Source organism: Mesorhizobium sp. M5C.F.Cr.IN.023.01.1.1 (assembly GCF_003997585.1).
Lineage (GTDB): Bacteria > Pseudomonadota > Alphaproteobacteria > Rhizobiales > Rhizobiaceae > Mesorhizobium > Mesorhizobium wenxiniae.
This window is the reverse complement of sequence record NZ_RZSU01000157.1, coordinates 1-11,852: the sequence shown is the minus strand read 5'-3', so window position 1 is coordinate 11,852 and position 11,852 is coordinate 1. Positions and strand designations below refer to the sequence as shown.

At 59.5% G+C, this 11,852-nt stretch carries 17 protein-coding genes, 1 tRNA gene and 1 pseudogene; 9 read left to right on the top strand and 10 right to left on the bottom strand.

Annotated elements, in window-relative coordinates; genetic code table 11:
* Positions 1-4 precede the first annotated feature (4 nt).
* Entirely contained in the window at positions 5-172 is a 168-nt protein-coding gene (locus EOA78_RS37815) for a ribbon-helix-helix protein, CopG family (RefSeq protein ID WP_281034092.1), read from the top strand.
* 774 nt (positions 173-946) lie between these two features.
* On the opposite strand, the gene EOA78_RS36305 is transcribed toward EOA78_RS37815, so the two are convergent.
* Entirely contained in the window at positions 947-1,108 is a 162-nt protein-coding gene (locus tag EOA78_RS36305; RefSeq protein ID WP_164784042.1) for a hypothetical protein, read from the bottom strand.
* A gap of 224 nt (positions 1,109-1,332) precedes the next feature.
* Here EOA78_RS36305 and EOA78_RS32960 point away from each other — a divergent pair, with 224 nt between their 5' ends.
* Positions 1,333-2,004: a Crp/Fnr family transcriptional regulator gene (locus EOA78_RS32960; protein WP_127319668.1), complete on the top strand. Its 672-nt coding sequence runs from the start codon at positions 1,333-1,335 to the stop codon at positions 2,002-2,004.
* Between the two features lie 513 nt (positions 2,005-2,517).
* Here EOA78_RS32960 and EOA78_RS36300 read toward each other — a convergent pair.
* Positions 2,518-2,889, bottom strand: a complete 372-nt coding sequence (locus tag EOA78_RS36300; RefSeq protein WP_245477943.1) for a hypothetical protein — start codon at positions 2,887-2,889, stop codon at positions 2,518-2,520.
* 236 nt (positions 2,890-3,125) lie between these two features.
* Entirely contained in the window at positions 3,126-3,407 is a 282-nt protein-coding gene (locus EOA78_RS32945) for a GYD domain-containing protein (protein ID WP_245477942.1), read from the bottom strand.
* Between the two features lie 309 nt (positions 3,408-3,716).
* Between EOA78_RS32945 and EOA78_RS32940 the strand changes: the two genes are divergently transcribed.
* From EOA78_RS32940 to EOA78_RS32925, 4 genes are all read left to right on the top strand, one after another.
* On the top strand, positions 3,717-3,980 hold the full coding sequence (locus EOA78_RS32940; protein WP_127319664.1) for a hypothetical protein: 264 nt from the start codon (positions 3,717-3,719) through the stop codon (positions 3,978-3,980).
* 5 nt (positions 3,981-3,985) lie between these two features.
* Positions 3,986-4,201 (top strand): RNA-binding protein, encoded by a 216-nt coding sequence (locus EOA78_RS37535; RefSeq protein ID WP_245477940.1) that lies wholly within the window; start codon positions 3,986-3,988, stop codon positions 4,199-4,201.
* An 83-nt stretch (positions 4,202-4,284) separates the two neighbouring features.
* Positions 4,285-4,476 (top strand): hypothetical protein, encoded by a 192-nt coding sequence (locus EOA78_RS32930; RefSeq protein WP_127319662.1) that lies wholly within the window; start codon positions 4,285-4,287, stop codon positions 4,474-4,476.
* A 232-nt stretch (positions 4,477-4,708) separates the two neighbouring features.
* Positions 4,709-5,383, top strand: a complete 675-nt coding sequence (locus EOA78_RS32925) for an adenylate/guanylate cyclase domain-containing protein (protein WP_127319660.1) — start codon at positions 4,709-4,711, stop codon at positions 5,381-5,383.
* A 408-nt stretch (positions 5,384-5,791) separates the two neighbouring features.
* Here EOA78_RS32925 and EOA78_RS32920 read toward each other — a convergent pair.
* Positions 5,792-6,100 (bottom strand): annotated as a pseudogene (locus tag EOA78_RS32920) (hypothetical protein); the annotation flags it as partial.
* Here EOA78_RS32920 and EOA78_RS38005 point away from each other — a divergent pair.
* Both EOA78_RS38005 and EOA78_RS32910 read left to right on the top strand, forming a co-directional pair.
* Positions 6,020-6,454, top strand: a complete 435-nt coding sequence (locus EOA78_RS38005) for a tyrosine-type recombinase/integrase (RefSeq protein WP_348628516.1) — start codon at positions 6,020-6,022, stop codon at positions 6,452-6,454. The pseudogene EOA78_RS32920 and the gene EOA78_RS38005 overlap by 81 nt on opposite strands.
* A 73-nt stretch (positions 6,455-6,527) precedes the next feature.
* Positions 6,528-6,617: transfer RNA gene (locus EOA78_RS32910), tRNA-Ser, on the top strand.
* A gap of 202 nt (positions 6,618-6,819) precedes the next feature.
* Here EOA78_RS32910 and EOA78_RS32905 read toward each other — a convergent pair.
* A complete protein-coding gene (locus EOA78_RS32905; RefSeq protein WP_127319658.1) occupies positions 6,820-7,428 on the bottom strand; it encodes a DUF3011 domain-containing protein in 609 nt (202 codons plus the stop codon).
* A gap of 885 nt (positions 7,429-8,313) precedes the next feature.
* On the opposite strand from EOA78_RS32905, the gene EOA78_RS32900 reads away from it, so the two are divergent.
* Positions 8,314-9,165: a hypothetical protein gene (locus EOA78_RS32900; protein WP_245477936.1), complete on the top strand. Its 852-nt coding sequence runs from the start codon at positions 8,314-8,316 to the stop codon at positions 9,163-9,165.
* Here EOA78_RS32900 and EOA78_RS32895 read toward each other — a convergent pair.
* From EOA78_RS32895 to EOA78_RS32875, 5 genes are all read right to left on the bottom strand, one after another.
* Positions 9,146-9,706: a hypothetical protein gene (locus EOA78_RS32895; RefSeq protein WP_127319656.1), complete on the bottom strand. Its 561-nt coding sequence runs from the start codon at positions 9,704-9,706 to the stop codon at positions 9,146-9,148. The two genes, EOA78_RS32900 and EOA78_RS32895, sit on opposite strands and share 20 nt — an antisense overlap.
* Positions 9,682-10,275 (bottom strand): hypothetical protein, encoded by a 594-nt coding sequence (locus tag EOA78_RS32890; protein WP_127319654.1) that lies wholly within the window; start codon positions 10,273-10,275, stop codon positions 9,682-9,684. Before EOA78_RS32890 ends, EOA78_RS32895 begins: the two co-directional genes overlap by 25 nt.
* Positions 10,272-10,757, bottom strand: a complete 486-nt coding sequence (locus EOA78_RS32885) for a hypothetical protein (protein WP_164784041.1) — start codon at positions 10,755-10,757, stop codon at positions 10,272-10,274. Before EOA78_RS32885 ends, EOA78_RS32890 begins: the two co-directional genes overlap by 4 nt.
* A 359-nt stretch (positions 10,758-11,116) precedes the next feature.
* Entirely contained in the window at positions 11,117-11,473 is a 357-nt protein-coding gene (locus EOA78_RS32880) for a VOC family protein (RefSeq protein WP_127319649.1), read from the bottom strand.
* A gap of 29 nt (positions 11,474-11,502) precedes the next feature.
* Positions 11,503-11,852, bottom strand: a 350-nt coding sequence (locus EOA78_RS32875; protein ID WP_127319647.1) for an SRPBCC family protein, incomplete at its 5' end; no start/stop codon positions are given.

The following is an 11,852-nucleotide window of genomic DNA, read 5'->3' as shown; positions in this document are numbered from 1 at the left end:
CGGCGTGCCGCTGGAGCCAGCCACCGCAGACACGCTCGATTCCATCGCTGCCGAGATGGGAATCGGCCGATCCGACCTCATCCAGATCGTGTTGCGCGAATGGCTGGAAACCAACGCCTATCTGCCGCTCCGGGCGATAGACGAGGAAAGCGAGACGGACGGCAGCGCGTAGGCTGGTACGCGACTCTATGCAGAAGACCCGCCGCTACATTTGCGAAGCGACGGGCCTCCACCCCATTCCCCCATACCTGACCATGCATCTGGCGTGCCAGACTTATTGACCCATTGCGGAACACCTAATGGCTTCTGCGCAGCGGAATTACCGACACGTACTTCGTTCGCATGTTTGATTAATTAGTTTTTACCCACGTATTCACCAGCCACGTGAGCACGCCCCCGAAGGCTCTCTGGTCAGGCCCAGCGGCCTCCCCCCGCAATCAAAGCCGCTGGGCCGCCCCCCGCTCCGGTCGGAGGTGTAGTGCCGTTCGAAGGTCCCGTCCGCGCGCCGCTGCTTGTCGAAGCCGCGATGTAAGGCTCGATCGCGCGCTCGTGGACCAGCCAAAGGGGATCTCGGCCGAGGCGTAGCCACTGCCGGCGGCCAACCGTTTCGGGATCGAGGCCGAAGCGATCCTGGTGCGCTCGATCGTCGTGCCGGCCGCGCCTGCCTCCGCATGACGGATGGCGCGGCTTCGCAAAGCGCACATGATTTCATCACGTGAGATGCCGATGTCGCCAAGAACGTCATCGGGTAAACGGCTCAACTGGTCCGTTGCCGACAAGAGAGCTTTTCGCTCGGCGCGGAGGCGTAACCACCTGCGAAATGGACCAATGGCGACAGCATGAATTATAACCATGATCAGATCGTCCCTTCATTGATCTGAATTGACCGGTACGGAACGGCGCGAACGGCACTCCGGGCGAGAGCGTCAGCCGTCCGCGAGGCAAGTTAGGCGTAGTGGCCGATGGATTGGTTTTGCCGCGGCGTGCCCATACGGCGGGCGGTGGCTGGCCCCGGGCCACGCATGTAATAAAGCTCCGGGCGGTAGCGCGGCGCGACGAATTTGCGAAGCCCCGCAGCAAGTTTTGTGACGGAAGCCAAGAATTTCATGACTGTTCCCTTTCCCTTCGCCGGCTTGCACACGAGCCGGCGGGCCTGACGTTGCAACAAGGATATGACAGTCGAACCAGGCTCGGCTGTGGGAATTCCCACACCGGGGAAAACATTGGCAAAATCCGCTCCCAGTTTGCATCCCGGAAAGCGGGGCCTGCGGCCATCAAATTTCCTTGGATAGGGAGTAAGGTGAAATACACTCGATTGAACAAGAGACCGTTGTGACAGGCTCTCTGGCCTTCATCTCAAGACTTTGCGATGCCGACCTCGCCGCGCTGACCAAACGGTGGCACGAGCGCAGCTATCGACACAACGAGCTAATCATTTCCCACGGCGACACTGGTCGCGATGTCTTCTTCCTGCTGGAAGGACGGGCTCGCGTGACACTGGTTTCAGCGGACGGCAGGGAGATAGCGTATCGCGATGTCGAACCGGGTGACATTTTCGGGGAGCTCGGAGGCATTGACGGGATTGCACGCTCTGCCAGCGTAGTCGCGCTGGAGGCAACCCGCGCTGCACGGCTGTCCGGCACAGCATTCCGGGATATCGTGATGACCCACCCGACTTTCGCCTGGATGCTGCTTGAGCATCTGTCTGCCCAGCTCCGGCGCATGACCGAGCGGGTATTCGAATACAGCACTCTGGTCGTGCGAAAACGGCTGATCGTCGAGCTCCTGCATCGGGCGGAGAAAGCCGCACTCGTGGACGGCGAGGTGTCCATAAGCCCGGCACCGACGCATTCCGAGCTGGCGGCAACGATGAGCACGCACAGGGAAGCGGTCTCGCGCGAAATGAGCGACCTCGCCAAGAGAGGCCTGATCGAAAAGCGCGGCAGCAGGTTATTGCTGCATGACGTCTCGGCACTACGGGCGCTGGTCGACAAGCAGGAATAGCGAAGGCTGTCGCTGCGGCGGGGGGCACCGCACGTTTCATACTCCTCGGCCGCAAGTGATTATTCCTTCCGGCAAACCGGGCAACCTAGCGTGCCAGCGCGCGGGTCGGGCTTTGATCGCTTCACCCCTTGTAAGAATCATGACTCGGCTTCTTGATGCGGGCACGGAACGTTATCCCCAGCCTGCATGCAGACTTACAAGGGCGGATCGAAGGGTGAGCCGCATGGACGTTAAATACCAAATCTTCGTCAGCTCGACCTACGCCGATTTGGTGGACGAAAGACGGTCGGTCATCGAGGCCGTTCTTAACCTCGGGCATATTCCTGTGGGGATGGAGGCCCGAAGAAGGGGCAGAGAAGGGTCGCATCAGGTCGTAGCGCGAACGGCAGGTTTTGAGAAGGGCCATGAAGGTCAGCAAATGGCGCTCTGTGCTCGTTGCCGCCGACCGATTCAAACGGCAGGGCCTAACCCATCTCGGCCATTCGCGGCATAGCCAGAATGACTGAGTTTACCCTAGTCTTCCTCCCGAAAATCCTGCAGCGAGGCATGGCGCAGATCCTCCTCGCCGCGGAGATGCTTCACGCGGCCGATCAGCCCCGGCTTGACCCATTGCGTCGCCGGCCGTTTCATCCCGTTTGGCGCAGGCGCAGAATGCTCCTGTACGCGCTCCCAGCGGCGTTCCCGCATCTCCCGGTTCAAGGTGATAAAGGCGCTCCCGACATAGCGTCGGGTGATGGCTTTCCGCAAGGCTCCGAAGTCAGACAGGCCAGTCTCGTTCAATACGACGATCTCACCGTCGATGATGGCGCTTTCCACGTCCAGTTCAGCGGCAGCCTTTGCGAGGGCGATGCCGATGGCGAAACTGTCCGAAGGCGACACGATCACGATGACTGACGAGGTGACGCTTGTTCACGATGACGGGACCGTCACGGTTCGGCTTCACGGCTACGACGTTCCGGTGACGACGCGCGGGGAGCGCCTCGCGCTCGTCGGGAAGAAGAGGGCGGAGCCGGGACGACGGCGAAAAAGCCGCTGTATGACGCGCCGGACTAATGGATGCCGGAACGAACTGGCAGCGGAGGTTCGCTCCGCTGCCAGAGATATTTCAACCAGTGGTCTGCTTATTTTGCCGGGGGTTTGTAGGAAGATGCGATTTTGCCCGCCTTCTCTTGGGCAGCTTTGAATTCCGCGCCCGAGTATGCCCGCACGGTTTTGACATTCGATACTGCTCCCGATGCGCCGACCACGAGAAGTGCGGGGATCAGGTCAGCACCGTCGGCGAATTCCGCAATTACCATCCAGTCGGTTTCGCCGGTCGTGACGTAGAAAGAATGCATTCTCCCGCCTGCTGCTTCCATTATGCCACGAGCCGCCGCTTCTCTGTCCGATGGCTTGTCAATCATTCCCTTCGCTGACGTGGCTGAATAGCACCCTGTGATTATGAATAATGGCATGGGGCATTCTCCTCCATAATCGGGCAGATCGGGTGATCTGCCGAAGACACAATATCTCAAATCTTGGCGTTTGCCGCGAGATATAAGCCGACGCGTAGGCGGCGCTAGGAGCGCAATTCTGGGTTCCAAGTCTTTCCCCCAGCCGACGCAATGAACGCGCCCTACGTGTCGAGCAGCGCCCGGTTGTTGTGGTCGAGGATGACGTTGGCATAGGCGAAAGCGCCTATATGCTTAGCGGAAAGCATGGAGGTGAAAGGCATGTTTGTGGTGCGGCTGGTTGTCAAGGGCGAGATTGACGACTCTAAGGTGTTCGAGACGATGGAGCCTGCCAAGACGCGCTTCAATGCAGGCTGGTTCCAAATCTCAGAATATGAAGGAGCATCGGCGGCACTTTATGACGTTCCCGTTAGTGGTGCCAGAGATGCAGTAGCTGCCGTGCGCGATGCACATTCTTCTGTCCGGCTTGTGGAAGCGCGCCCCATATCACCAAAGCACCTCACGCTCGAAGAATTGGGATTGTAGCCGAAATGCCCACCGGACCTAAAGGCCAGAAGCGCCCCGCCGATGTGATCGGCAATGCTGTCCGCGTCATGCGTATTGCGACAGGCGAAGAAGCCGACGACATCGTTGATGACGGCAAAGACCCTGCCGCAAAGGCTCTAAGGCGAACACTCAAAAGGTTCAAAAGGTCTGCCTCTGGCTTTGGTAGAAGGCGATTTGTTACGCCGAACTATGCCCGCTAGACGCACATACGCGATGCCTAGGGAACGGTTCCCAGCCTCGCGGGTTTGAATCGCGGGCGAACGCTTTTGAAGGCGGCATCACCATGCAACACATCAACGACGCCAAAAAGCTGGTTAAGCAGCTCGATGAGAGGGCCAGGCAAAGCCTCATCCGCATTAAAGAAACTGAGGAACTCATCGAGCAGAACCGCCGGCTGACAAAGAGGTCCCGTGGAATCCTTGCGCGCGCGTCCGTACTTGCCGCCGCGCTTGGCAGGACTAACCACCGGCCTTGAGAAAGGATGCTGCAAGCTTGCGCGAGGTCGAGATAGACGCCTCGCCTTCGCCACTCGGCAAACACTTTGCGACTCCAAAGTGTTCCCGTAGGAGTCTAACGAAACAGACGGCAAACACATTTCTAGTTTCGCTCGAAGGAGAGGCCAGCGGCGTCGCGTACCTACGTTCTGGAGCCTTGACGGTAGCGTTTGAGATTCGCCAAACAGCGCGACAGGCCTTAAATAACTTCGCATGGACAGGGATACGAGCCAGACGCAGAGCTCCGCCAGCGCTTCGGCTACGGTTGCATTCATCGATCTTGCAGGCTTTAGCGCCATCGCGGACGTTTATGGAGATGCAGCCGCAATCGATGTGCTCGAGATTTTCGAGAGCATGGTCCGCGAGGCGCTTAGTGGTTACGGACCTCCGATCAAATGGATCGGTGACGAGGCAATGCTCTCGTTTTCCGAGCCGGAAGTCGCGATCCCGGCACTTGGAGCGCTGTTGCAGGCGTGCAGAAAAGAACCGCGCCTGCCGCTGACGCGGGCCGCGCTGAACCACGGGCCTGTCGTCCGCAGGGCAGGCGATCTATTTGGGTCGACCGTCAACGTAGCATCACGCATTGCTGCGCTTGCATCCCCCGGTCAATTGCTTACGACGCAACCTGTTGCCGATGCCGCTGCTGCCAGAGGCATTCTAGTCCGAGATCTCGGAAAAGTGGCCCTGCGATCGGTAGCTGGCGAAGTCCCTCTTTATGAGATCGAGCTTGCTCCGTCGCCTGATCCGGCCTGGATCGATCCGGTGTGCAAGATGCATGCTCCGTATACATCCTATCGACGGGCTGTCCCACAAGGGCCGTGGTTTTGTTCGCCCCTTTGCGAAGAAGCATATCGCAAATCGCCGCAGACCTATCCGTTGGCTCGATGACAGCAGCCACGGCAGCTGTTATTTCGGTCGGCAGCTTCGCCCTTATTTCATTCGGTACTGCATCACCAAGCGAAATTCTCTTAAGCATTCATTTTTGTTCGTTTTTCTCAGTCCGTCCAATCCATCATTGAATCAACATCGATCATGGCTATATCGCCGATTTCTCGCCATAGCTTCCATTCGCGCGATCGAACAGCTGCAGACATTGCCATTCTCCGAACATTGGCCACGATCGGGTCATGCCGCCTTCTGATCTGCGGCACGATAGAAACCGACATTGAGATGTGCCGACCGCGGGACCGGCCCTCGCGATTTTGGCTGTAGTGATGCGCAGAGAACCCACCTCTCAGGGATTGAGGGTAGCTACAGCGAGCTGGCCCCGCTTACTGCGCAGGCGGGGCCACTTGGTCAGATTCGATTGACGTCGCGCGCGCGGTCGCGCTCGATTTCATCGGCGGTATAATCGTCTGCATCGGGGTCAAACCCGGTCCAGCCCCCCGCCTCGTAGTCCCTGCGGCGCTCGACTAAGTCGACCGACCTTGATTGACTGAGGATTTGCTCGGCGCTCCGCGCAAGCTCGTCCGCAACTCTAGCCGTAACCAAAGTCCCGCCACGTCGGACGCCTTCTGCATAAACATGCGCATCGCTTTCGGGCACGCCGGATTCCGTAAGGGCGCCAATGATGCCGCCGGCAGCACCGCCGACATCGAGTGCGCCAGGCAGAGGAACAGCTTCGTCTTGGCCTTCGCCCCGATGGTAACAGCTTCGTCGTTGCCCAGGTCGACGGCGCACCCTTGCAGCCAAGGTCGCTTACCCACGAATGGGTTCGCGTTCTCGGGAAATACCACCCTGCCCCGCATCCGCTTCCATGATCTTCGGCATACCCATGCCTCTCAGATGCTTTCGGCCGGTGTCCATCCGAAGGTTGCCAGCGAGCGACTTGGCCGTTCGAGCATTGGCATCACGTTGGACCTTTATTCCCATGTTATGCCGGGAATGCAGGCTGACGCCGCAGAGCAAGTTGACGCCGCGTTGCAGGCGGCTATAAGCAGCGAACGAAAAGCCAAATAGTTGCAAATTGCGTAGCAGACGGCCTTTTGAGCAAACCGCAAAGAGGCAGAAAGCCACTTTAAATCAACTACTTGGAGGGATGGCCGAGCGGTTTAAGGCACCGGTCTTGAAAACCGGCGTGGGTGCAAGCCCACCGTGGGTTCGAATCCCACTCCCTCCGCCACATGCCATTGATATCGCTGGAATACCTACGTTCAATTCCGCGCACAGATTGCTTTCGCTTCTGACCCTGCCCCTTAAACTTGGGAACAAGAGCGGTGTTCAGTGCTCTCGGCCGTGCAACGCCAACTCATCCGGCTTCGTCGCCTCCAGAAAATTGCCAACGTGGCGAGATGAGCGGTGTTTCCAGTAACCTGACGCAGGGGTTATTCTTCATCTCCGGGATCGTCGACGAGGCAGCCGGCCCCATGACAACCCTGATAGTTGCCGTGCTCGTCAAAGTTGGGTTCACCCTCCTTGTCGAACTGGGGGGTGTTGTCGACAGCGCTATCCGGGTCGTCGACCATGCAGCCGACGCCATGGCAACCATTGTAGCCGTCGTCTGGCCGATAATTGCTGGTCCTGTGATGATGCTTCCGGTTCGCGTCTTCGGCCATCCCTTCGACGAGCGCGCCTAATATGGCTCCGCCAACCACAGCACCTACGTCATGTCCCCGATGATCATACATTCGCGCATTGGGATCGAATGTGTCCCCGCGACCGTAGTGATAGCCGGCAACATCGGCGAAAACCCCTTGGCATCCCTGGGCGACCCAGATGTACTTGCTCTTCGGATTATAACCCCAGGTACGATTGAGGATGCAGGCGTTGCTCGATATCTGATGAATCAACTGCGGCTGCTTCAAAGGGCCGGCGAAACACTCGTCGTACTGGTAGTGCCTGGAGTGGCACTCGACGGTCGACTGCGCCCGGGCCTCCGAAACGAGCAGGGGCGCCGCAAACGCGACAGCCGCTAAAGCCACGTATCTGAACATATCAAGTACCTCCTGCATTGCCCTCAAGCGTTGATCGCAATTATCTTGATCGTATCGGGCCGGCGTCAACAGCTTAGCGGAAGATAACTCAGACGATGCAAGATGTATGTAGCTTCATGATTAAAATCACGTTATCTCAAAGCTAAATCGTCATTGAATGAATTGTCTTTCGAACGGCTTATATTAGCTATAGCGAACAGGTCTTGATTCCGAAGCCTGCGGCAACAAAATTTAATGGGCGGCGTTGCTACAAAGGCCCTGCAAGAGAGGCTGCCGGCCTGACTCTCGAAAGCTGGTAGCCTCCGAATCTTTGTTCACGGATTTGGGACAGGCCCCTCGGGTCAAGCCCGGCGAGGCGGATGAGGTAAACTTGCGTACCTGCGATCAAATTCAAACCCAAGTGGTTTGAGTTTGATCGCAACTGCAGGAATAGAGAAGGACCGTCTGGCGAACGTCCAGGACCGGAGCACGAAAGCCACCTGACGCGATGACCACGGCGATTGACGACATATACCGGCCTCTTGCAGCAACCGCGCGGTTGCTTGTCCAGTGCTGGCCGCAGCTGTTGCTTGTCGGCTGCCTTGGCGTGATCGCTCGTGATCTGCTGCTTCAGGGCGCCGTGACGATCGGCCTCCAATTCCCGCTGGGCGGAATGGTCATGCTGTCGCTGGTGATTCTCGCCAAGCTGACGGTGCTGGTCATGATGTTCGTGGTGCTCCGGCCGCATATGCCGGCGGTGGCGGCACTGAGACAAAAGCCGAAAAAGGGAGCGGACGAAAAAAGCGCGAGCCGATCCTGGCGATTACCGCGGCCGCGATCCTGCCGTTCTTCGCATACTATGCCGCCTGGGGTTTCCTCGGCGATACGGTCCGCGAGTATTCGCGCATGGCGCTGGCCCAGGCAGAACTCGGCAAGAGCGTCGACATCTTCGCCATTCTTCAGTCGAGCGGCGTGGTACTGTCGATCGTCATTTGCTGGCTGGTGCGTTTTGCCGCCAAGCGACTGAATGCGCGCGCCTCTCACCCCTACTGGCGGCTGCTGATAGTGGCGACGGACGCAACTTGGGTCTTCATCGGTCTCTACGCGCTCGGCGAATGGAAAGACCAGTTCATCCGCTGGCTTGGCGCAGGCGCCGCGCTGCAACAGCTCAGCCTCGATTTGCTTGCGCCGGTAACGTCGGCGGCTGCGGCCGGCCAGTTCGTTCCGGTGGAATTCCGGCCGCTTCCCTTCGGAGAGCAGCTTCAGAATCTGTTCTTTTTCGCGTTGCTGCCGATTGTATGGCTGGTGATGGCGGCGATCATCAACGGCTATGAGCTTTCCGCGCCGGCCGCTCCCGGTTCCGCGCTATCGCGCACGACCTCATGGCAAAAGTGGCTGAAGGATTTCGCGACGCACTTCGTTGGCGGCTACCGCAGCCGCTATTCGCCGGTCTGGACTTGTCTCAAGCTGACGCTCAGTGCCGGCCTTGCGACGCTTGTCACCTTCGTCATCGTCTATCAGGCCATCTCCTGGATCGGCGCCTGGATGTGGTATGGCTTGACAAGACTGATCGGAGCGCATGATCTCGCAACTTGGCAGATCTTCGCCGACACGATCAGCCTGTTCATCGGCAGCCCAAGCGAACTCGACGGAGGAATCCTGCTCGACGCGGTCCGGGTCGCGCTGCTTGCAGCCGTGCTCGAGACTGCAGTCGCCATGGCTGGCGAGGCGCGTGGCGTCAGGTCCGCGGCTCGCTGACGCTGAGATAACTCGGCAGCGCCGAGTAGAGGGCGATCGATAGTGTGAGGCTGCTCGCCGCAGGTGGGATCAAAAAGCTGGCAGCCATCCGTGCCGGCTTGCCTGGTTCCGTCGCCGCGAATGCGGTGCCGCCACACAGGGACCGGTTCCTTACATCCGGATACTGCTTTCTGACCACCGGATCGGCGAATAGGGTTGGCTGCCATTCGCGACCGCTTCCATCGGAAAGCCGCACCTTGCATGGAACGGCGCCGAGCGCTTTCGGGTCAGCTGCGAGAGCTTCGAATTCCCCGAGGACGACGGCGCTTCCCTCGCTGCCTGCCAGCCTGATGAGACGCGTCACGGTCCAGCTTGCGCCGGCATAGTCGATCGGTTGCCCTAAGATCGCAGATACCGGCTGGCGCAAATGTTGGGAGCGCCAGTCCTTGATGCTTCCCCATGTCTGCGCGGCGAGTGCGGCTGGCAGCGCAACCACCAGCGCCATCAAGCTCAGCCAGTAGCCTCGCCGCGCTGACGTCACCTTTGCGGGAGAACTGTCCATGGCGGTCCTTCCTCGTTGCGGCGGATAGTGATCGCGGGCTCGATGTCTTTGCCGGAAATGTTCGTGGCGATGCGGATCTCATCGTCGAGCGGCAACAATTTTGTGCGTGCGACCACTACGGTCCCGCCGGCGACGGCTTCCTCCGGCACTTCGAACACCAGAAGGACGCGGCGTGGCAGGCCGGGCTGGTAGGCATCGCCCGGCATCATTTCGATCGTCGCCGGCACCCGGTCGGTCAGGACATAACGGACGCCGCTGCCGCTCAGCCACTCGCCCGATGTGAGACCCAATGTCTCGAATTTCGCCTCGGCCTCGCCTTCAACCACAACCCATACGCCGGAAGTCGTGTAGGTCTTTGACTTCCCGAAGGTCTCGACGTTGAGAACACGCGCCACCCTGGCGCTGTCCAGCGAAAGCGCGAAGGCGCTGGCCTCCACACGCTTGTTCATGCCGCCAGCAGAGACGATCGGCGATGTAATGTCGCTGTACAGCGGACGCGTATGCTGCATGCCGTACAGCACGGCGGCAGCAAACAGTATCGCAAGCGCCGAACGCACTATGCGCATCATGGCGCCTTCTCCACCGGCAGATCGACCGTCGCAACGGGATCGCGGTCGTACCACCCGCTTGCTCCGTAGAGATTGTCGCGCAACTTGTAGATTTGGCCGGTAACGGTGATCGTCACCTTGTCCGGCACGGGCACACCGGCCGGCCACTCCCAAGCCATCGTCGCGCGTTCCGGCATGTTGGGGTTGAAATATCCCGCCAGATACTTGTCGCGATCGAGATAGACCGATGGCATCCGCAGCTTTCGCCCCGGTGCGCTGAGCGTGACGACGCGGTAGAGCACGTTGTTCGGGGTGGCGGAACGGTTCACCACATCCAGATCCACCATCATAAGCTGCACGGGTTGCGATGAGGAAACGCCTGTCGGCGGCACTGTTCCGATACGTGCCGTTCGCAAGGTCACGAACCATCGACCGGTATCGATCTGCTGGCCTGCTTGCACAACGGGCACCTTTGGCGGATGGGCAGCTTCGTAGAGCGTCATCGAAAACGAGATTGCCGATGCTGCCAGCCCGCCCAGGCCAGCGACCAAAAAAGCATACAGCCTTTGCCGTACTGTCGTTCGTGTCCGTTCCGTCATGCTTCGTGCGGTATGCGATGGTCCTCAGGCCAGCCTTATACGATGCGAGCTACGCCATCTGACAATAATTTTGTTACAACAGCAGCGCTGGCATCTCTAAGGTGGTTCAGCACAGAGATACCAGCCGCACAATCGAATCCTTGGTAGCTCGCCCAGTCAGTATTCAATATCCGCTCCTGGCGCCAAGAGCAGCATTAAGCCCTGACGGCCGCCCAAACCATTCGAAAGAGGTGCCGGCTCGGCTCGGCGCCCCTTCTGCTTCCTCACTTCTCCGACCACACGGCCAGCTCGTAGCCGTCCGGATCGGAGAAGTGGAAGCGGCGGCCGCCCGGGAAGGAATAGGCGGGCTTGACGATCTTCCCGCTGGCCGCCTCGACGCGGCGCTGGGTCTCGTCGAGCTTGTCGGCATAGAGGATCACCAGCGGCCCGCCTGCCGCCTTGCTCTGGCCGCCGAGGGCGAAGCCGCCGGTCAGGCGGCCATCGTTGAATTCGCAATAGCTCGGCCCGTAGTCCTTAAAGGACCAGCCGAAGGCCTTGCCATAGAAGTCGCGCGAGCGCGCGATGTCGCCGACGGAAAACTCGACATAGTCGATGCGCTTGTCGTTGCTGGATTTGGCCATGATCTTCTCCTTTCGTGATCTTGGGAAGCTCAGCGTTCGAGCATTGCCTTCAGGGTGTTGAGGTCGCGCTCTACCGCCGCGGCGTCGGCAGCGAAGATCTCCTCCGTCATGTCCGGCATCCTTAAGAGCACGAACATGACCTCCGCGCCGGTTCCGTTGGGAACCACGCGCACCGCATTGCGGGTTTCCTTTCCATCGGCAAAGACGACGTGATCGAGGACACCGAATTCATTGGGCCGGGAGAAACGGATGCGGATGGGCCGGCCGTGGGGATCCTCAGCCGTCCATTCCTCGCCCGATCTTTCGAAGCGCCGGCCGAGGCCTGCCGCCCAGCGCTGGAAATTCTCCGGGATGGAGGCGAAGTCGTAGACTTCGCGGC